We start from the raw sequence: 19,612 nt of genomic DNA on the forward strand, positions 1-19,612 counted from the left end.
ATCGTCATTTTCAAGTATACTAGCAAAGGAACAAACGGAGGATGACTAGATGGCACAATTATTTTTTAAATATGGCGCAATGAACAGTGGAAAATCAATAGAGATTTTAAAAGTTGCCCATAACTATGAAGAACAGAACAAACCTGTTGTTTTGATGACAAGTGGATTAGATACACGTTCTGGTATTGGACAAGTCTCTAGCCGAATTGGTTTAGAAGAGGAAGCTATTCCAATTTTTGATGAGACAGACATATTTTCTGTCATTCAAGAACTGGGATACACACCATATTGTGTCTTAATTGATGAAGCACAATTTCTAAAGAAGGAACATGTTCTTTCTTTTACCCGTGTAGTTGACGAATTAGGAATCCCTGTCATGGCATTTGGTCTGAAAAATGATTTTCGTAATGAGTTATTTGAAGGATCAAAATACTTATTGCTATATGCGGACAAAATTGAAGAAATGAAAACTATTTGCTGGTTTTGTCATAAAAAAGCAATTATGAATTTACATTATATTGATGGAAAGCCTGTCTATGAAGGGGCACAAGTGCAAATTGGTGGAAATGAAGCCTATTATCCAGTTTGCCGTCACCATTACTTCCATCCAGAAATTTAAGCAAAGGAGCAAAACAAATGTACGATCAGTTACAAGCAATTGAAGACCGTTATGAAGAACTAGGCGAATTATTAAGTGATCCAGCTGTCGTCTCTGATACTAAGCGATTTATGGAGTTATCTAAAGAAGAAGCTAGCACCCGTGAAACGGTTGATGTATATCGCCGTTACAAAGATGTTGTCACAGGTATTGCAGATGCAGAAGAAATGCTAGGAGAGAGCTTAGACGACGAAATGGCAGAATTAGCCAAAGAAGAACTTTCTGAATTGAAAAAAGAAAAAGTGGAAATCGAAGAAAAAATCAAAATTTTATTATTACCAAAAGACCCAAATGATGATAAAAATATTATCATGGAAATTCGTGGAGCTGCTGGTGGAGATGAAGCTGCATTGTTTGCAGGAGATTTATTCAGTATGTATCAACGCTATGCTGAGTCTCAAGGTTGGAAAACAGAAGTTCTAGAAGCAAACGTTACAGGAATTGGTGGTTACAAAGAAGTAATCATGATGATTAGTGGAGACAATGTGTTCTCAAAATTAAAATATGAAAGTGGTGCGCATCGAGTTCAACGCGTCCCATCAACAGAATCTCAAGGACGTATTCATACTTCTACAGCAACAGTGGTTGTCATGCCAGAAGCGGAAGAAGTAGAAATAGATATTGCTGATAAAGATATTCGTACAGATATTTATCATGCATCAGGTGCTGGTGGTCAGCACGTCAATAAAACGGCGTCTGCTGTACGTCTAACGCATATTCCAACTGGTATTGTTGTTGCGATGCAAGATGAGCGTTCACAATTGAAAAATCGTGAGAAAGCAATGAAGGTTTTACGAGCTCGTGTTTACGATCAAATTCAACAAGAAGCGCAAAGTGAATACGATGCAAACCGTAAATCAGCTGTAGGGACTGGCGATCGTTCAGAACGAATTCGTACCTATAACTTCCCTCAAAACCGAGTAACGGATCATCGTATTGGGTTAACTATTCAAAAATTAGATCAAATTCTAGCAGGTAAGATGGATGAAATTATCGATGCCTTAATCATGTACGATCAAACCTCGAAGTTAGAAGAGTTGCAAAATGGCTAAAACTTATCAAGAAGTCCTGTCATGGGCTTCTTCTTTTTTAGAAGAACAAGGTAAGGAAGGGTATGCAATTCAATACGTTTTTTTAGCAAGGAAAAACTGGAATAAAACGGACTGGTTATTAAATATGCGAAATAAAATAAGCGCAGCAGAAGAGCAACAACTTCGTAGCGATTTAGCTGCTTTATTAGCTAATCATCCTCCTCAATACTTGATTGGTTATGAAGAGTTTTATGGGCGAAGATTTCAAGTAACGTCAGCTACCTTAATTCCTAGACCAGAAACGGAAGAATTAGTAGCGCTATGCTTAGAAAAAACACCCTCTCAATCTCTAACTGTAGTTGATGTAGGGACAGGAACGGGTGCCATTGCAGTTACGTTAAAAGCTGAACGCCCAAACTGGCAAGTCATGGCAGTAGATATTTCCGAAACAGCTTTAGAAATAGCGAAAAAAAATAGCCATTCACTAGCAACTGAGGTAGATTTTTACCTCGGTGATACCTTGGAACCTATTTCTGAATCAATTGATGTAATAATTTCTAATCCGCCTTATATTAGTCAAAATGAATGGTCATTGATGGATGAAAGTGTTCGTTTATTTGAACCTAAAACCGCGTTGTTTGCAGAAAATAACGGCTTAGCTATTTATGAAAAATTGGCTGAACAAGCTCAGAGAAAATTAGATCCTCAAGGTAAAATATTTTTAGAAATTGGTTTTCAGCAAGGAGCAACAGTTCAAAAAATATTTCAAGAAGCATTTCCTAACAAGGTAATTGAAATTAAAAAGGACTTGGCAGGACAAGATCGGGTGATTTTTGTTTACTAGTTATCCACAGGGTTGTGGATAACTAATCATTTTATATGAATTAGCCAAAGAAAAGTTTTATTACCAAGGTAACGACCGAGATAAATGAGTAGGAAGGGAAAACGCATCATTAACAGAAAAAAGTTTTCCACAGAATGTGTATAACTATATAGAATTGTTGATAACTCAATGAAAAACAAGCGGAAGGGTGTGGATAACTTTGGAAACCAAACGATTGAGCGAAAAAGAACTTAATACGGCAGTTACTATTTTAAAAGCAGATGGTTTAGTGGCATTTCCAACAGAAACAGTGTATGGCCTAGGTGCGAATGCCTTATCAGAAGATGCAGTAAAACGGGTTTTTTCAGTAAAAGGTAGACCAACTGATAATCCCTTGATTGTGCATGTTACAGGTTTTGATCAAGTGAAAACCTACGTAGAAAACATTCATCCTTTAGCCGAGCAACTAGTAGCTAACTATTGGCCAGGCCCTCTAACATTAGTGTGTCAAACGAAACAAGATGCTTTTCCAGCAGTTGTTTCAGCAGGTTTACCAACGGTTTCTTTTCGAATGCCGAATAATGAAAAGACCTTAGCCTTGCTAAAAGCATCAGGACTTCCTTTAGTGGGACCAAGTGCCAATACCTCGGGGAAACCGAGTCCAACTAGCAGCGACCATGTGTATCATGATTTAAAAGGAAAAATTGAAGGGATTTTGGAAGATGGTTCCACATCGATTGGTGTCGAGTCAACTGTTTTGGACATTAGCGACTCTAGCCAACCACCGATGATTTTGCGTCCAGGAGCAATTACGAAGGAGCAGTTAGAACGTGACTTAGGTGTCGAAATTGCTGTGGATAAACATTTGATTACAGAATCAGAAGCACCAAAATCACCAGGCATGAAATATAAACATTATTCACCAGATACTAAGGTAGTGATGGTTCGTGAAAATGACTGGTCAAAAGTTGTGTTGACAGCTCAACATCAACAGCTGAATGTTGGTGTCATGGCTGGACCAACGATTGCTCAGCAAGTGGTATGCGAGAATACGACTATCTTTGCATTTGCTGATGATAGTATTGAAGCTGCAACAAGAGGTTTATTTGCAGGTCTACGAGCATTAGACGAATCTGAACCAAAGTTAGATGTGATTTATGTTGCGACTTTTCCTGAAAAAGGTTTAGGAGTAGCGTATATGAATCGTCTAAAAAAAGCAGCTGCGCAGCAATATTTTGAATAAATAATTGAGAAATACGTCTTTTTCTAACGATAAAAGGTGTATTTCTTTTTATTGTTCGTCTATAAACCGTTTTTTGTTTAAAATAGCGAAAATGAATCGCCTTTTTAGATTTTTTTGGAGATTTATATGCGTGATTATGTTACAATGCTAACATCTTAGTAAAGGGGTGTTATGTGTAGAATGGATTATAAAGAGTTTGATAAAGATTTATGGGTAGCTATTGAAAAAGAGGCAGAGCGTCAACAAAATAATTTAGAATTAATTGCTTCTGAAAATATCGTTTCTGAGGGTGTTATGGCCGCACAAGGTAGTATTTTAACAAATAAATATGCGGAAGGTTATCCTGGTCGTCGTTATTACGGTGGTTGTGAATTTGTTGATGTAATTGAAAGTTTAGCCATCGATCGCGCAAAAGAAATCTTTGGTGCTAAATTTGCAAATGTTCAACCACATTCAGGTTCTCAAGCGAATACAGCCGCTTATTTAGCTTTAATTGAAGCAGGCGATACTGTCTTAGGAATGGATTTGTCTGCGGGCGGACATTTAACACATGGATCACCCGTTAACTTCAGTGGTAAAACCTATAATTTTGTAAGCTATGGTGTTGATAAAGAAACCGAATTAATCGATTATGATCTTGTTCTTGAATTAGCAAAAGAGCATCAACCAAAATTAATTGTTGCTGGAGCCAGTGCATATTCTCGAACAATTGACTTTTCTAAATTCAAAGAAATCGCTGATGAAGTTGGCGCTAAATTAATGGTTGATATGGCGCATATTGCTGGTTTAGTAGCAGCAGGCTTACATCCAAATCCAGTGCCTTATGCAGATATTACAACAACTACTACTCATAAAACATTACGTGGCCCTCGTGGTGGTCTAGTCTTAACAAATGACGAAGATTTAGCGAAAAAAATTAACAGTAATGTCTTTCCTGGTATCCAAGGAGGACCATTAGAGCATGTGATTGCAGGTAAAGCTATTTCGTTTAAAGAAGCTTTAGATCCAAGTTTTAAAGATTATGCAAGCCAAGTAATCAAAAATGCAAAAGCGATGGCAGAGGTCTTCAATAATTCAGACAAAGCACGTTTAATTTCTGGTTCAACGGATAACCATTTATTATTAATTGATGTTACTGGTTTCGATATGACAGGAAAAGATGCTGAGAAATTATTAGATACTGTAAATATTACTGTCAATAAAAACTCTATTCCATTTGAAACATTAAGTCCTTTCAAAACAAGTGGTGTTCGTGTAGGTACGCCTGCAATCACAAGTCGTGGTTTTGATGAGGAAGGTTCAGCAGCAATTGCCAAATTAATCGTAAAAGTATTAGAAAATAAAGACGATGAAGCTGTACATGCACAAGTGAAAGAAGAAGTTCGTGCATTAACAGATGCACATCCTCTATACGCTAAATAATAAAGAAGGAATTCTCGTTAATTAGAGAATTCCTTTTTTTGTCCTATTAAAACTGAGGGAAAAGAGGGTAAAAGCTTAGTTATTGTAGTAGTATGATTCTGTTTTTCTGACAGAATTTAACTTAATTTTTGGCTGGTGATCAATGTCATGAATTTATCTTTAGCACTAAATTGACAAGATAACGACTTTTTCCCAAAGAATAATAAAATGTGTATATTCTAAAAAAACAGCGTGAAATGGTACAAGATATGTTGTGCGAAATTTTGATTTGAATTACAATAAAAGAAAACTCTAAAGGAGAACTGACAATGGGCAAATTTCAAGTAATCGATCATCCGTTGATCCAACATAAAGTATCAATTATTCGTGATAAGAATTGCGGAACAAAAGTATTTCGTGAGGTTGTTGATGAAATTGCAATGTTAATGGCATATGAAATTTCACGTGACATGCCAGTCGAAGATGTTGTTATTGAAACACCAATTACTAAAACAACTCAAAAAACGTTAGCAGGTAAAAAAGTAGCCATTATTCCAATTTTACGCGCTGGTTTAGGCATGGTTGATGGTATCTTACAATTGATTCCAGCTGCAAAAGTAGGACACGTTGGTTTATACCGTGATGAAGAAACGTTAGAACCACATGAATATTTTGTAAAATTACCAGAAGATATTGATAGCCGTCAATTACTAGTAGTTGATCCGATGCTAGCAACAGGTGGTTCAGCAATTATGGCCATTGATTCATTGAAAAAAAGGGGTGCTTCAAATATTAAATTTGTTTGTTTAGTTGCTGCTCCAGAAGGGGTTAAAGCTTTACAAGAAGCGCATCCAGATGTTGATATTTATACTGCTGCATTAGATGATCATTTAAACGATCATGGTTATATTGTTCCAGGCTTAGGTGATGCAGGTGACCGTTTATTCGGTACAAAATAACAAATGATTGAGCTATGAGGCTCTCCTCCTATATCGGACACTGCAATAGAAAAGTCCTGTATAGGAGGCTTTTGTATGTCAAAAAGGAAGCTAACGTACACCAGGAAAATGAGTCACGCTACTAGAGAGCTGGCTGGTAAAGACAGCCAAAGTTAATCAGAGAAAAAAGAAAGAACTCTTTGCAAAAAATGGCAAACAGTTCTCTAAAAATTTTATTATATTCCATGTCTACTTGACGGGGTGCTAATCAAAATATTCCAATTGTTTTTTGTTATATTTTTTTCATGTGTTTATAGTTAACAATGATAACACCGTTACTTTTTGACATAAGCTGTTGGTTATCAGCGGTTTCATTAATTTCTACAACGGCTGAATTTTTTAGCTGTTTAGTGACAGTACCTGTTTCTAATTGATCATGAATCTTGAAAACTACCGGAGTATCGACAGTAAACATCTCACCGATTTCTGATGGGACGACAGTTGTTTCAAATTTACCAAATGTTGACATATTTAAAAAACCTCCCTTTCTGTATTAAATTGTAACACACTTTTTGGAAATTTTCAGACAATAGGATTGTAAGGCAGTTACACTTTACAAAAAGAAAATTTTTATCTATAATATTTTTGTATTTCCGCCAGCTTAGCTCAGTTGGTAGAGCAACGCACTCGTAACGCGTAGGTCACAGGTTCGATCCCTGCAGCTGGCATTATTGATAAACGCTGAGAAAAAGCCACCTGGGTTTTTCTCAGCGTTTTTATTTTTTATTGGAGTAACAACAAAAAGAATCAAAACTAGGAGATGAACACCGGAAAAAAACAGTAGGATGAAGCGATTAAATGAGTGAAATTCTGCCATAAAATGAAGATTTCTAAAATTTTTTTGAATGTCTCTACGGAAGACTTTCAATTCTAAATAATTCAATCTATAATGAAAAGAGTATTTTTAGGGAAAGAGAGAGCCGATGGAAAAAAAGAATGTGTTTAGAAATGATAACCAAATTGATTATGGGGTAATCTTACCCGTTTTTCTTTTATGCTTAGTAGGATTGGCATCTTTATATGTTGCTTTAGTTCACAGCCATAATTTAGCAGAATCTGCTGATCCCATCAAAGGGGTTCTAAAACAAGGTGTTTGGTATGTTTTTGGAGTGGTTGCAGTAGCGATTATCATGCGAATTAACTCTAAAATGTTATGGTTGCTAACACCTTACATTTATGGTTTAGGACTTGTAGTAATGGTTCTATTGGTTCGTTTTTATGATCCAGATATTGCAGCACTGACCGGTTCACGGAACTGGTTTAGCTTTGGAGCATTTACGGTTCAACCTGCAGAATTGATGAAAATTGCGATGATTATGATGTTGGCCTTAGTGGTCACTAAGCATAATGGTAGCTATCGTGAGCGAACGCTACAGACAGATAGGTTATTGATTGGTAAAATGTTAGCCGTTACCTTGCCAGTTATTATATTAGTTTTATTACAAGAAGATTTTGGAACAATGTTAGTCTTTTTAGCTATTTTTGGAGGCATCTTTTTAATGTCTGGAATTTCTTGGAAAATTGTTGTTCCAGTCATTGTAACGTTTGTAGTTATTGGTGCAGGCACGATTTTTTTAGTGCTTACAGATGGTGGTCGAGCCTTTTTAGAAAATATTGGGTTATTTTCTGAATACCAATTTAAACGAATTGATGCCTGGTTAGATCCTTTTCATGATATTCAAGGAAGCTCTGGTCAGGTAGCTAAAGCAATTATGGCGATTGGTTCAGGAGGAATGTTTGGTAAAGGGTTTAATGTCAGTGATGTCTATGTGCCAGTTCGTGAGTCGGATATGATTTTTTCAGTAATCGGTGAAAATTTTGGTTTTGTAGGTAGTACTTTCGTTATTTTGTTATATTTCATTTTAATTTATCGGATGATTCGTGTTTGTTTCGATACGAACAATGAATTTTATACCTATATCGCAACGGGAATTATTATGATGATTTTGTTCCATGTGTTTGAGAATATTGGAGCGAATATTGGTTTGTTGCCACTAACGGGGATTCCGTTGCCATTTATTAGTCAAGGTGGTTCAGCATTATTAAGTAATATGATTGGAATTGGCTTGATTTTATCCATGCGGTATCATTCAGTTGAACAAACACCCGAGCATTTAACAAGAAGGAATAGAAGGAGCAAAAACTAGATGTTTACATTATATTGGTATCCTAAATGTAGTACTTGCAGAGATGCAAAAAAATGGTTGGAAGCACATGGACAGCAAGTAGAGACTGTAGACATGATTACCCAAACACCTGAGCCTAAATTATTGCAAGCATGGATGGAAACAAGTGATATGCCGATACGCCGGTTTTTTAATACTAGTGGTATGAAGTATCGTGAATTGGGCTTGAAAGATCAGATTGATAGTTTTACACTAGAAGAAGCAAGTCAGGTTTTAGCATCTGATGGAATGTTGATTAAACGACCTATTCTAGTAAAAGATGGTGAATTTTTATTGAATGGGTTTAAGGAAAATGAATACGAGGGAGTCCTTTAGAATGAAAAAAGCATGCTTAAAGAAAAAAGATAACTTATGGATATTATTCAATGGTGTGGAGTATGTTGTAGGGTTAACAAAAGAAGCACAAGATGATTTAGGAAAAATAACTTTTGCCTCAGTTCCTAAAGTCGGACAAACGTTTGTGCAAGGAGATACATTGATTGAACTTGAAGCCGAAAAAGCTGTGAATGAATATGTAAGTCCCTTATCAGGTGTAGTGTCTTCCATTAATGAAAAAATTGATGAAGATGTAGATATCTTAAATGCTGAGGACGAATTAAATGCTTGGATTATTAGTTTAAAAGATGTCGATGTAGCAGAGTTTGACGCATTATAAAAAAATCCCTGTAAAGTGTACACTTTACAGGGATTTCTATTTTATTCTTCTTCACCAATGACTTCTGGTTCAGCAGCTTCACCAGGTTCTTCGTCTTCAACGATTTGTGCTTCATTAACTGCTGCGATTTGTTCATCAGCATTTGTAACAATCGTATATTCATCAGATGCGGGAATATCGGCAACAGTGATAGATTGACCGATTTCTAATGACGCAATATCAACTTCAATATTTTCTGGTAATTTGTCAGGTGTAGCAGAAACAGTTACGTTGTATAGGTTTTGTGTTAGAACACCACCAGCTTTGACACCAGCAGATTCACCAACTAAGACAACTTCTGCTTCAACTTCAGTTTCTTCTTTCATATCAACAGATAGGAAAGCGACATGTGTTAATTGACCTGTAAATGTATCTGACGAATAATCTTGGATTAATGTATTTACATTTTTGCCATCAATAGTCAAAGTAATAACAGTATTTAATCCATGTGTACGTAAAATACGGTCAAATTCTTTGGCATCAATGGAAATAGGTGTACTTTCTACTTTGTACCCATTTACAATCGCCGGAATTTTTCCTTCGTGACGTAATTTGTTTCGAATAGAACGGGGGCGAACTTCTCTCTTACTTACTTTCAATGATACTGACATAACTCAATTCCTCCTAAATTTCCTGTTTTTTTACAGTAGTTTTTAAGCAAATTTTTGTTACTCATGCACATTTAAGTGGCACGTGATTGAGAACACGCAAAAAGACAGTTGTTATTCACAGCTGCCTAGAAAGGTTGATCAGATCTTTCTCCACCAGGTTGTAACGCTGTGTGTAGTGAGAACTTTTATTTACTTTACCCTTTAACCATACGTGTAATTTTAATAGAAGTCAAAGATTTCGATTTTTTTATTATGACAATCTTAAAGAAATAAGGCTATAATAGTTCAGAAAGAAAGGGATAATATGCGATTAGATAAATTAATTGAAGCACAGTTGAAGACCTCACGAAAACAGATGAAACGTCTTTTTTTAATGGGAAAAGTTCAAGTAGATGGGCAGGTAATTTACCAAGAGAACAAAAATGTTGATAGCCAAATTCATCAGATTGAAATTGATGGTCAACGTCTTTATACCAATGATAGCTATTATTTGTTAAATAAACCTCAAGGTGTGGTCACTGCTAATAAAGATGAGTTACCAACTGTTTTTGACTGTTTACAGCCAAAGGATTATCGTACCGATTTAGTGGCAGTAGGTCGACTAGATCGTGACACAGAAGGGTTGATTTTACTGACGAGTAATGGCCAGTTGAATTATGATTTAATTCAGCCTAAGAAGAAAGTCGATAAAGTATATGAAGCAACAATTAATGCAGAAGTGACAGACCAAGATGTTTTGCTGTTTGCACAAGGAATTACATTTATCGGTGGTGAAATTTGTCAACCAGCGAAATTAGACATTCTTTCAGCAACCTCAAAAGAAAGCCGTGTGCGTTTAACTATTCGAGAAGGTAAGTTTCATCAAGTAAAAAAAATGTTTTTAGCAACAGGTAAAAAAGTCATCTATTTAAAACGTGTAGCAATGGGGCCAATCGAGCTAGGCGATTTATCAGTAGGGGCCTATCGCGAGCTAAATCAAGCTGATTTGATGTTATTAAAATCTTATTTTAGATAAAAAATATAAGCATAATTATTTACTTGACTCTGTAAAATATGGTTTAATAGTGAAACACTAACTTATAGTAAGTCAAGGAGGATGTTATGTTAAAAAATAAATTAGTAATTGGTGTCGTTATTATTCGAGTGATTTTAGGTATCACTATGTTATTACATGGTGTTGCGAAATTTTCAGATTTAGCAGGTACGCAACAGTTTTTTGAAAGCTTAGGTGTACCAGGTTTTGTTGCTATTTTGACTGCTTTGGTAGAAGTAGTTGGCGGTATTTTTATGATTGTTGGTATTTTAGTTCCACTAGTTTCTTTAGGATTCATTGTCGTACTGTTAAGCGCGATGTATTTATTAAAAGCGCAAAGTGGCTTTGTAAATGGTTATGAGTTGGAGCTGTTATTGGCAGTTATCAGTTTAGGCATGGGAATTATCCATTTTGATAAAAAAATTGTGCAATTGATTCCCGTCAAATAATTGTAAAAGACCAGGATTACGGCACGTAGTTCTGGTCTTTTTAATAGGTTTACTAATGGCTTCAAATGTAAAGATGAGTTACACTATTTAACAAAGTGAGAATAAAAGGAGCGGTACTATGCGATACAAAACATTATTATTCGATGTCGATGATACGTTATTAGATTTTAAAGATGCAGAAAACCAAGCATTGCAATCTTTATTTCAAGAAGTAAAAATTGAATTGACTCCAGAAATTGAGCAAACGTATAAGGTGTTAAATCAACAACGCTGGAAAGAGTACGAAAAAGGCAACATGACTTCAGCAGAGGTGGTAAATGGTCGTTTTGGAATATTGTTCGAACAATTGGGAAAAAAAGTAGACAGCCTAGCGATGGAAAAACGTTATCGTCAGTATTTAAATCAAGGACACAAGCGTTTAGGAAATAGTTTAGAGATTGTACAGGATTTGTCAGAAAAAGCGGAGTTATATGTGGTTACAAACGGTGTTGCTACAACGCAGTATCAACGTTTAACCGATTCAAAGTTACTACCTTATTTTAAAGATATCTTCATATCAGAAACAGCAGGTTATCAAAAGCCAAAACGAGAATTTTTTGACTACGCATTTTCACGTATTCCAGAGTTAAAAAGAGCAGAGACGATTATTATTGGCGATTCATTAACCTCTGATATTCAGGGCGGAAAAAATGCTGGAATTGATACCGTTTGGTTAAATCCTATCAAAGATATGGAGGAGCCAAGGATTAAACCAACTTTCCAAATTCAAAGTTTGCAAGAAATTTATGGAATTTTAGCTTAATCAGTGAATTTTGATAGTAATTTTGCCTATTTTCGTTATAATTTAAAGAGAATTGAAAATGAAAGAGGTAAATTTGATGACGAAACATAAACCAATAATTATTGGCGTTACTGGGGGATCTGGAAGTGGTAAGACAAGTGTCAGTCGAGCGATTTTAAATCATTTTCCTGAGCATTCAATCATGATGTTGGAGCACGACTCATATTATAAAGACCAAAGCCACTTGGTATTTGAGGATCGTTTAAAAACCAACTATGACCATCCATTAGCTTTTGATACAGATTTGTTGATTGAGCATTTATCAAAATTATTAAACTACGAAACAATTGAGAAACCTGTTTATGATTATGTAAAACATACTCGTAGCGATGAAACGGTTATTCAAGAGCCAAAAGAAGTCATCATTTTAGAAGGTATTTTAATTTTAGAAGATGAACGATTACGCGATTTAATGGACATTAAAATTTATGTTGATACAGATGATGATATTCGCATTATCCGTCGCATCAAACGTGATATGGAAGAGCGTGGACGTACGTTGGATTCAATTATTGAACAGTATTTATCTGTCGTAAAACCCATGTATAATCAGTTTATCGAACCAACTAAACGCTATGCCGATGTTATTGTACCTGAAGGCGGCGAAAATCATGTGGCAATTGATTTAATCAATACGAAAGTTGGCTCAATTTTAGATAAACACTAGCCAAATTCATATTGCTGTGATAGAATGTATTTTATGCGATGAGTCGAGACGACTAGCTTAGGCTAGTCCTCAAACAGAGGCACAACGAGGAAACTCACCTACCGGATTGTAGGGTGTCGGATAAGACTTTTGTGGAGAAGGAATTATCTACTAGCAATAGTACTGTAAAAAAGGCAACAACAAACAATTTGTTTGTTGTTGCCTTTTTTGTGTATTCGCGCTTTTTCAAAGTAAAAAAAGTATAGTACAATCAAATGTGACAAAGGAGGAGAAGTCTCATGATCCGTTATGGTATTATCAGTGCTGCACAAATCGTGCCACGTTTTGTAGCAGGTGTAAAAGAAAGTGCAGAGGGGGAAGTTGTGGCGATTGCAGCGCGCAATTATGAACGTGCCCAAGAAATGGCAGAAAAACTTGCAATACCTACTGCTTATGGTAGTTATCAAGAGTTACTACAAGATGCGACTATTGATATTGTTTATATTGCCGTTTACAACAAAGGTCATTATGAAACGGCTAAAGAAGCATTGCTAGCAAATAAACATGTTTTATTGGAAAAACCATTTACACTTAATTGGGATAAAGCAGAAGAATTATTTGATTTGGCACGTGAGCGCCAATTGTTTATTATGGAAGCACAAAAAGCATTATTTTTACCAATCACGCAAATTGTTAAAGAAAAAATTGATGAAGGTGCAATTGGTGATGTCCGTTATATGCGTTCAACGACTGCCTATCCGACGGTGTATCATATTGACTGGTTTTATTCAGCGGAAGCAGGCGGTGGCGCATTATATGGTTCTGGTAGCTATCCCCTACAATATATGTTGCATGTAATAGACGGAACAATTGCTGAAGCGGCGGGAACAGCTGTACGAAATCCTCATGAAAGTGATACGCAATGTGATGTCAGTGTACTATTTGAAAATAAGGTACAAGGAAACATTTTTATTACAACCCAGCTGGATCTACCTAGCCAATTAACGTTTTATGGCACAAAAGGTGAAATAACGATTCCTAATTTCTGGAAAGCAAACGAAGCCACGTTAATCCATGAAGGGAAAACAGAAAAATTTGAGCGACCGTATCAAAGTGAGTTTGTTTTTGAAGTCAATCATGTGAATGACTGTCTTCAAAAAGGATTATTAGAAAGTCCAGTCGTCACAAAAGAATTGACGCTACAAACAGTGGAATTATTTGAACAATTGTATCAGCAATGGGAAAGTTAATTATTTGGAAGTCAGTGAGGTTATCTTACAAAGATAAACTGAAACTAATTGAAATTTAGAAATAGCTGGCAACTTGCATGGAGCGAGTTAGAGCCATCTGTGTACTTGTGATTTGGTAGCGTGTACGGCTATAAGTACAAGCAATATGTTGTGTTTTTGAATTTGAATTACCATTAGAAATAGAATGGGAAAAATCGAAAGTTAACAGATAAAATAGATGGGAATTACCTCGGTGATTACCTGGATATGGAAAGGAAATCCTTGTGGAAGTAAGCCCTATTTTATCTTTCTCTTCATGTTATACTGAGTGGAAAAAGGAGCAGGTAATGCAATCTCTTATTAATAAATTACAGAAAAAACGCCCATTATTAAGCGAATTAGAAAAGCAAGTTTTTGATTATATTTTGCGTAATCCAACGGAAATTCAACAAGTGACAATTGATGATTTAGCAGCGAAACTTTTTTTATCGACAGCAACTATTTCACGTACCGCTAAACATTTGGGATTTAAAGGTTTCCAAGAATTAAAATACGCTATTGCTCAATATAGTCAAACTGAACGTGGAGAGCGCGAACAAACGAATCCCAGTATCGTAAGTTTGTCACAATCCATCCAATTGCAATTATCGCAGACACTTCATTTGTTACAACAAGCGCCAGTCAAAGAAATTGTTGAGGTATTGCATCGAGCTCAAATGATTGAGATTTTCGGCGTAGGAGGGAGCTTGCCCAATTGTATTGAAGCCGCACGAAAATTAACTTTTCTAGGAAAAAAAGCAAATGCCAGAATTGATTGGGATGAACAACAAGCCATTTCAAAAAGTTTAAGTTGTGATGATTTAGCTATTATTGTTAGTAACAGTGGGGAAACAATCCATATTATTGAATATGCTTTGAATTTACAACAAAATGATGTACCGATTTTAGCAATAGTTGGTACGGAAAACAGTCGTTTAGAGACCCTAGCTACTTATACATTACAAGCATCAGTAGACATGATTTATTTTGAAGATGTTGATTTAAGCTCAAGAGTCTCTTTATCGGCTATTTTAGATATTCTGCTCATTCAGCTTGCGGATAAAATATCTCACGAATGAAGATACAAAAGTCTGTATCTTCATTCATTTTTTTGAAAGCGCTTGTTATTATAAGCAAATTACCTAAAAATAAGAGTAACAAAAAATAAGGGGGATTTACTTTATGAAAAAGCAAAAAGGTAGTGCTTGGGAATTTTTCCAGGGCTTGGGGAAAACATTTATGTTGCCTGTCGCATTATTAGCATTTATGGGGATTTTATTAGGAGTCGGCAGTTCATTTTCAAGTCAAACGACGATTGATGCGTTTCCTTTTTTAGGCAATCATTTCTTACAAATTATTTTTCGCTTAATGTCGACTGTCGGAGGTTTTGCCTTCAGTTATTTACCTGTTTTATTTGCGATGGCGATTCCATTAGGTCTTGCACGTAAGGAAAAAGGCGTCGCCGCTTTTTCCGGTTTTGTTGGCTATGTTGTTATGAATCTATCCATTAACTTTTATTTACAAGAAACCGATCGTTTGGCTGACGCTGAAAATCTACGTGAAGCTGGTCAAGGAATGGTTTTTGGGATTCAAACAATCGAAATGGGAGTTCTTGGTGGGATTATTGCCGGGCTGATTGTTTATCAGTTGCATAAACGGTTTTATACGATTCAACTATCCGATAGTTTTGCCTTCTTTTCAGGCGTCCGTTTTGTTCCAATCATCACTTCACTAGTAATGCCTATTATCGGTATTTTAATTCCTGTGATTTGGCCAGTTTTTGCACTCGTTATCACAACAATTGGTTTAGCTATACAAAAAGCAGGCGCATTTGGTCCATTTTTATTTGGTTCAGGAGAACGTCTATTGTTACCATTTGGACTGCATCATATTTTGGTATCGATGATTCGTTTTACTGAAGCAGGCGGTTCAGCAATTATTAATGGAAATGAAGTGTTTGGGGCGTTAAACATTTTTTATGCTGAATTACAAAATAATTTACCTATCAGTCCCAATGCGACAGCTTTTCTTTCGCAAGGAAAAATGCCAACCTTTATGTTTGGTCTACCCGCTGCTGCACTAGCAATGTATCACACTGCGAAACCTCAAAATCAGGCTAAAATTAAAGGGCTGTTAATTTCAGGCGTCATTGCAACTTTTGTTACAGGGATTACTGAACCGATTGAATTTTTATTTTTATTTGTTAGTCCATTTTTATGGATTTTCCATGTGATTATGACAGGTCTAGGCTTTATGGTGATGAGTTTATTAGGAGTAACTATTGGCAATACGGATGGTGGCGTGCTTGATTTCTTGATTTTTGGTGTTATGCAAGGAAGCTATACGAAGTGGTGGCTAGTATTACTAGTAGGTGCATTATGGTTTGCAATTTATTATTTTGTCTTTAAGTTTGTAATTGTCAGAAAAAATCTAGCAACTCCTGGTCGTGAAGAAACCGTTGATGAAACGGAATACTCTAACGAGGAAGTAAATTATAGTAAAAAAGGCAGTTTTGATGCAACTGGCATTTTAGCAGCTTTGGGTGGCGCTGAAAATATAGAGTCTTTAGACAATTGTATTACACGATTACGTTTGGTATTAAAAGACGGCACATTAGTGAATGATGCTCGGTTAAAAGAACTTGGGGCATTAGGAATTGTTCATTTAGATGACAAAAACGTCCAAGTGATTATTGGTACCAAAGTCACTACGGTGCGTAATGCGTTAGATGCATTGCTTTAACAGGGAGGAATAAACTTGAATTTTGATAAGATCATTGATCGTAAAGGAACTTTTTGTACACAATGGGATTTTGTTCAAGATCGATTTGGTGTTGCAGATCTTTTACCATTTACGATTTCTGATACTGATTTTGCCTTGCCTCAAGAGGTGCTAGAAGTGCTTATGCAGCGTTTGAAGCATCCAGTTTTTGGGTATACTCGTTGGAACCATTCGTCCTTTAAAAGTAGTGTTTGTCAATGGTATCAAAACCGCTTTGATACGCAGCTTAAAGAAGACTGGTTAATGTATAGTCCAACGGTTATTTATTCGGTTTCCAAACTAATTCAACTTGTTTCCAAGGAAAATGAAGGTGTGATTATTCAAACGCCTGCTTACGATGCTTTTTTTAAAGTGATTGAAGGCAATCAGCGGCAGGTTATTGAAAATCCATTGTGTTATCAAGAGAATCGTTATACGATAAATTTCCAAGATTTAGAAGAGAAATTGGCACAAGCGCAAAATACAGTTTTATTATTATGCTCACCCCATAATCCAACAGGGCGTGTGTGGTCAACACAAGAACTTACAAAAATTATTGCCTTGTGTGAACAGTATAATGTTTTTTTGATTTCAGATGAGATTCATATGGATGTTTTGCGTAAAGCGGTGAAGCACCAGCCAATTATTAATTTTTCTAACAAAAAAATAGCGTTGGTTAGTTCAGGGTCTAAAACCTTTAATTTTCCAGGTTTAGTTTTTTCATATGCTATTGTGCCAGATGAACAATTACGTACACAATTTCAGCTTGCTTTGAAGAACCAAGACGGGCTTTCTTCTGCCAGTACACTAGGAATGTTAGCCACGATGACAGCATACAATAATTGTGACGATTGGGTAGATGGATTAAATGATTATTTAGATGAAAGTATTGCGATGGTCACGGCATTTATACAACAAAAATTACCTGAAATTAAAATAGTTTCCGCTGAAGCAACCTATTTAATGTGGCTAGATGTCAGTCGTTTAGGCGTAGAGATGGCTGAATTACAAAGAGCACTAATTGATATTGGAAAAATAGCGATTATGGATGGGAGTGTCTATGGTGGAAATGGTCAATCATTTTTACGTTTAAATATTGGCTGTCCTAAAGAAAAAGTGTACGCTGGATTAGAACGACTAGAAAAAAGTATTCAGTATCTTAAAACAAACCACTAGAAAAAAGTTGAACTGTCTCTGATTATTAGATTTATATCTAACAGTTGGGGGCAGTTCAAAGTCTGGTGGTTTTTTTCTATAAAACCTTCTATAATAAAGATAAAGTAGGTGGGAAAATGCGTTTAGTAATTGATGGTGATGGTTCACCTGTTAAAGAAGAAATGATTCAGCTTGGAGCGAAATTTGATTTACCGGTGTTAATTGTTACAAGTGTGGATCATTATACAACTAAAGAGTATCCTAATTTTGTTCAGTTTATTTACGTTGATAAAGGTGCAGATCGTGCAGACTTTCAAATTGTGAAAGAAATTCAGTCAGATGATCTTTTGGTTACTCAAGATTATGGCTTGGCATCGTTAGTTTTACCAAAAAAAGTTCGAGTCTTTCATCATTCGGGAAAAGAATACTTGCCAGAAACGATTGATCAACTATTGGCGCAACGTTATGTAGGTACTCAAATGCGTAAAGCGGGAAAACGAACGAAGGGACCCAAAGCATTTACTAAAAATGATCGTCAACATTTTTATCAAATAATGGAACAAACGATCCGAAATTATTTTAAGTAGTTCCTTCAATTGAAAATACATCAAAAAATTCCGTCAGAAGACGCACAAAATAACAGTTTATGATGTGACAAAGTTTTATTTTGTGCTAAAATATGTGAGAATCATACGTGAAATGTGACTCTAAATACAGGAGGAAAAACGTTGAAAATTATTTTACTGTACGGTGGACAAAGTGCAGAGCATGATGTATCTATTTTATCAGCTTTTTCTGTGCTTAATGCTGTTTACTACAACTATTATCAAGTGCAACTCGTCTTTATTTCAAAAGATGGCCAATGGGTGAAAGGGCCGTTATTAACAGACAAGCCTGCCTCGGCAGAAGCGTTGCATCTAACTTGGTCAGCAACAGGTGAAACAGGCGAATTTACAGGAACGGTCATTCAACCAGGGGACATTAAAGAAGAAGAGGCAATTGTCTTTCCTTTATTACATGGACCAAACGGAGAAGACGGTACTATTCAAGGCTTCTTGGAAACAATTCGTATGCCTTATGTGGGTGCTGGAGTATTAACAAGTGCCTGCGGAATGGATAAGATTATGACGAAATATATCTTACATTCAGCAGGAATTCCACAGGTTCCCTATGTACCAGTATTGAAGAACCAATGGAAAGAAAATCCCAAACAAATTTTTGAACAATGTGAAGGTTCATTACGTTACCCGATGTTTGTTAAACCGGCTAATATGGGATCAAGTGTTGGGATTTCAAAAGCAGAAAATCGTGTTGAATTACAAAATGCGTTAGAAGAAGCGTACAAATTTGATAATCGTGCAGTAATTGAACAAGGAATTGAAGCACGTGAAATTGAAGTAGCCATTTTAGGAAATGAAGATGTCCGTACAACGATGGCAGGGGAAATTGTTAAAGACGTAGCTTTTTATGACTACAATTCAAAATATATTGACAACAACATTGTGATGCAAATTCCTGCACAAGTTCCTGATGAAGTTCAAGAAAAAGCACAAGAATATGCAAAACTTGCTTACACTATGCTAGGTGGTAGTGGTTTAAGCCGTTGCGATTTCTTCTTGACGAATAAAAACGAGTTATTCTTAAATGAATTAAATACAATGCCTGGTTTTACTCAATTTAGTATGTATCCATCATTGTGGAGCGAAACCGGCTTGCAGTATGGCGACTTAATTGAAGAATTAATTCAATTAGGGTTGAAACGATATGAGCAACGCCAAAGCTTTTTAACAGAGATGAAATAAAATGACAAGGCAT

Annotated in this window: 21 protein-coding genes and 1 tRNA gene; 20 read left to right on the plus strand and 2 right to left on the minus strand. The window is 35.9% G+C overall.

Going from position 1 to position 19,612, the window contains the following annotated elements; translation table 11 throughout:
* Positions 1–49: 49 nt before the first annotated feature.
* From AC4BC5_RS08105 to upp, 6 genes are all read left to right on the plus strand, one after another.
* A complete protein-coding gene (locus AC4BC5_RS08105) occupies positions 50–619 on the plus strand; it encodes a thymidine kinase (protein ID WP_490494936.1) in 570 nt (189 codons plus the stop codon).
* Positions 620–636: 17 nt separating this feature from the next.
* Complete coding sequence (prfA, locus tag AC4BC5_RS08110; protein ID WP_490494937.1) at positions 637–1,710, plus strand: peptide chain release factor 1; 1,074 nt, start codon at positions 637–639, stop codon at positions 1,708–1,710.
* The gene (prmC, locus tag AC4BC5_RS08115) at positions 1,703–2,533 is read left to right on the plus strand and encodes a peptide chain release factor N(5)-glutamine methyltransferase (protein ID WP_490494938.1); all 831 of its coding nucleotides are present in this window, start codon (positions 1,703–1,705) and stop codon (positions 2,531–2,533) included. The genes prfA and prmC overlap by 8 nt, the downstream gene beginning before the upstream one ends.
* A gap of 199 nt (positions 2,534–2,732) precedes the next feature.
* Positions 2,733–3,755, plus strand: coding sequence for an L-threonylcarbamoyladenylate synthase (locus AC4BC5_RS08120; protein ID WP_490494939.1), 1,023 nt, complete (start codon positions 2,733–2,735; stop codon positions 3,753–3,755).
* Positions 3,756–3,935: 180 nt separating this feature from the next.
* Positions 3,936–5,177 carry a serine hydroxymethyltransferase gene (glyA, locus tag AC4BC5_RS08125; RefSeq protein ID WP_490494940.1) on the plus strand — a complete coding sequence of 414 codons (1,242 nt, stop codon included), beginning with the start codon at positions 3,936–3,938 and terminating at the stop codon, positions 5,175–5,177.
* Between the two features lie 308 nt (positions 5,178–5,485).
* Complete coding sequence (gene upp / locus AC4BC5_RS08130) at positions 5,486–6,115, plus strand: uracil phosphoribosyltransferase (protein ID WP_490494941.1); 630 nt, start codon at positions 5,486–5,488, stop codon at positions 6,113–6,115.
* 271 nt (positions 6,116–6,386) lie between these two features.
* On the opposite strand, the gene AC4BC5_RS08135 is transcribed toward upp, so the two are convergent.
* Positions 6,387–6,623, minus strand: coding sequence for a hypothetical protein (locus AC4BC5_RS08135; protein ID WP_490494942.1), 237 nt, complete (start codon positions 6,621–6,623; stop codon positions 6,387–6,389).
* Between the two features lie 126 nt (positions 6,624–6,749).
* Here AC4BC5_RS08135 and AC4BC5_RS08140 point away from each other — a divergent pair.
* The 4 genes from AC4BC5_RS08140 (at position 6,750) to AC4BC5_RS08155 (ending at position 8,995) form a co-directional block, all read left to right on the plus strand.
* Positions 6,750–6,822: transfer RNA gene (locus AC4BC5_RS08140), tRNA-Thr, on the plus strand.
* Between the two features lie 255 nt (positions 6,823–7,077).
* Positions 7,078–8,301, plus strand: a complete 1,224-nt coding sequence (locus AC4BC5_RS08145) for an FtsW/RodA/SpoVE family cell cycle protein (RefSeq protein WP_490494943.1) — start codon at positions 7,078–7,080, stop codon at positions 8,299–8,301.
* The gene (locus AC4BC5_RS08150; RefSeq protein ID WP_490494944.1) at positions 8,302–8,655 is read left to right on the plus strand and encodes an arsenate reductase family protein; all 354 of its coding nucleotides are present in this window, start codon (positions 8,302–8,304) and stop codon (positions 8,653–8,655) included.
* A 1-nt stretch (position 8,656) separates the two neighbouring features.
* Complete coding sequence (locus AC4BC5_RS08155) at positions 8,657–8,995, plus strand: glycine cleavage system H family protein (protein WP_490494945.1); 339 nt, start codon at positions 8,657–8,659, stop codon at positions 8,993–8,995.
* A 41-nt stretch (positions 8,996–9,036) separates the two neighbouring features.
* Here AC4BC5_RS08155 and AC4BC5_RS08160 read toward each other — a convergent pair whose 3' ends face one another.
* A complete protein-coding gene (locus tag AC4BC5_RS08160) occupies positions 9,037–9,645 on the minus strand; it encodes a 50S ribosomal protein L25/general stress protein Ctc (RefSeq protein ID WP_490494946.1) in 609 nt (202 codons plus the stop codon).
* A gap of 304 nt (positions 9,646–9,949) precedes the next feature.
* On the opposite strand from AC4BC5_RS08160, the gene AC4BC5_RS08165 reads away from it, so the two are divergent.
* The 10 genes from AC4BC5_RS08165 to AC4BC5_RS08210 all read left to right on the plus strand — a co-directional run bounded on the left by AC4BC5_RS08165 (position 9,950) and on the right by AC4BC5_RS08210 (position 19,599).
* Complete coding sequence (locus AC4BC5_RS08165; RefSeq protein ID WP_490494947.1) at positions 9,950–10,660, plus strand: pseudouridine synthase; 711 nt, start codon at positions 9,950–9,952, stop codon at positions 10,658–10,660.
* An 86-nt stretch (positions 10,661–10,746) separates the two neighbouring features.
* Positions 10,747–11,127, plus strand: a complete 381-nt coding sequence (locus tag AC4BC5_RS08170; RefSeq protein WP_490494948.1) for a DoxX family protein — start codon at positions 10,747–10,749, stop codon at positions 11,125–11,127.
* A 118-nt stretch (positions 11,128–11,245) separates the two neighbouring features.
* Positions 11,246–11,929 (plus strand): YjjG family noncanonical pyrimidine nucleotidase, encoded by a 684-nt coding sequence (locus tag AC4BC5_RS08175; RefSeq protein ID WP_490494949.1) that lies wholly within the window; start codon positions 11,246–11,248, stop codon positions 11,927–11,929.
* Positions 11,930–12,005: 76 nt separating this feature from the next.
* On the plus strand, positions 12,006–12,635 hold the full coding sequence (gene udk, locus AC4BC5_RS08180; RefSeq protein ID WP_490494950.1) for a uridine kinase: 630 nt from the start codon (positions 12,006–12,008) through the stop codon (positions 12,633–12,635).
* Between the two features lie 278 nt (positions 12,636–12,913).
* Complete coding sequence (locus AC4BC5_RS08185) at positions 12,914–13,864, plus strand: Gfo/Idh/MocA family protein (RefSeq protein ID WP_490494951.1); 951 nt, start codon at positions 12,914–12,916, stop codon at positions 13,862–13,864.
* A gap of 326 nt (positions 13,865–14,190) precedes the next feature.
* Positions 14,191–14,961 carry a MurR/RpiR family transcriptional regulator gene (locus AC4BC5_RS08190; protein ID WP_490494952.1) on the plus strand — a complete coding sequence of 257 codons (771 nt, stop codon included), beginning with the start codon at positions 14,191–14,193 and terminating at the stop codon, positions 14,959–14,961.
* Positions 14,962–15,064: 103 nt separating this feature from the next.
* Complete coding sequence (gene malX / locus AC4BC5_RS08195; protein WP_490494953.1) at positions 15,065–16,624, plus strand: maltose/glucose-specific PTS transporter subunit IIBC; 1,560 nt, start codon at positions 15,065–15,067, stop codon at positions 16,622–16,624.
* A gap of 15 nt (positions 16,625–16,639) precedes the next feature.
* Positions 16,640–17,818, plus strand: a complete 1,179-nt coding sequence (locus tag AC4BC5_RS08200; RefSeq protein WP_490494954.1) for a MalY/PatB family protein — start codon at positions 16,640–16,642, stop codon at positions 17,816–17,818.
* Positions 17,819–17,934: 116 nt separating this feature from the next.
* Positions 17,935–18,384: a YaiI/YqxD family protein gene (locus AC4BC5_RS08205; protein WP_490494955.1), complete on the plus strand. Its 450-nt coding sequence runs from the start codon at positions 17,935–17,937 to the stop codon at positions 18,382–18,384.
* Between the two features lie 141 nt (positions 18,385–18,525).
* Positions 18,526–19,599 carry a D-alanine--D-alanine ligase gene (locus AC4BC5_RS08210; RefSeq protein ID WP_490494956.1) on the plus strand — a complete coding sequence of 358 codons (1,074 nt, stop codon included), beginning with the start codon at positions 18,526–18,528 and terminating at the stop codon, positions 19,597–19,599.
* The last annotated feature ends 13 nt before the right edge of the window (positions 19,600–19,612 follow it).

It is taken from the genome of Enterococcus sp. AMC2644 (assembly GCF_058216475.1).

Bases quoted from the DNA above. Each gene is read 5' to 3' on its own strand.
- AC4BC5_RS08105 (WP_490494936.1), top strand. From the start codon at position 50: ATGGCACAATTATTTTTTAAATATGGCGCAATGAACAGTGGAAAATCA.
- prfA (WP_490494937.1), top strand. From the start codon at position 637: ATGTACGATCAGTTACAAGCAATTGAAGACCGTTATGAAGAACTAGGC.
- prmC (WP_490494938.1), top strand. From the start codon at position 1,703: ATGGCTAAAACTTATCAAGAAGTCCTGTCATGGGCTTCTTCTTTTTTA.
- glyA (WP_490494940.1), top strand. From the start codon at position 3,936: ATGGATTATAAAGAGTTTGATAAAGATTTATGGGTAGCTATTGAAAAA.
- upp (WP_490494941.1), top strand. From the start codon at position 5,486: ATGGGCAAATTTCAAGTAATCGATCATCCGTTGATCCAACATAAAGTA.
- AC4BC5_RS08135 (WP_490494942.1), bottom strand. From the start codon at position 6,623: ATGTCAACATTTGGTAAATTTGAAACAACTGTCGTCCCATCAGAAATC.
- AC4BC5_RS08145 (WP_490494943.1), top strand. From the start codon at position 7,078: ATGGAAAAAAAGAATGTGTTTAGAAATGATAACCAAATTGATTATGGG.
- AC4BC5_RS08150 (WP_490494944.1), top strand. From the start codon at position 8,302: ATGTTTACATTATATTGGTATCCTAAATGTAGTACTTGCAGAGATGCA.
- AC4BC5_RS08155 (WP_490494945.1), top strand. From the start codon at position 8,657: ATGAAAAAAGCATGCTTAAAGAAAAAAGATAACTTATGGATATTATTC.
- AC4BC5_RS08160 (WP_490494946.1), bottom strand. From the start codon at position 9,645: ATGTCAGTATCATTGAAAGTAAGTAAGAGAGAAGTTCGCCCCCGTTCT.
- AC4BC5_RS08165 (WP_490494947.1), top strand. From the start codon at position 9,950: ATGCGATTAGATAAATTAATTGAAGCACAGTTGAAGACCTCACGAAAA.
- AC4BC5_RS08170 (WP_490494948.1), top strand. From the start codon at position 10,747: ATGTTAAAAAATAAATTAGTAATTGGTGTCGTTATTATTCGAGTGATT.
- AC4BC5_RS08175 (WP_490494949.1), top strand. From the start codon at position 11,246: ATGCGATACAAAACATTATTATTCGATGTCGATGATACGTTATTAGAT.
- udk (WP_490494950.1), top strand. From the start codon at position 12,006: ATGACGAAACATAAACCAATAATTATTGGCGTTACTGGGGGATCTGGA.
- AC4BC5_RS08185 (WP_490494951.1), top strand. From the start codon at position 12,914: ATGATCCGTTATGGTATTATCAGTGCTGCACAAATCGTGCCACGTTTT.
- AC4BC5_RS08190 (WP_490494952.1), top strand. From the start codon at position 14,191: ATGCAATCTCTTATTAATAAATTACAGAAAAAACGCCCATTATTAAGC.
- malX (WP_490494953.1), top strand. From the start codon at position 15,065: ATGAAAAAGCAAAAAGGTAGTGCTTGGGAATTTTTCCAGGGCTTGGGG.
- AC4BC5_RS08205 (WP_490494955.1), top strand. From the start codon at position 17,935: ATGCGTTTAGTAATTGATGGTGATGGTTCACCTGTTAAAGAAGAAATG.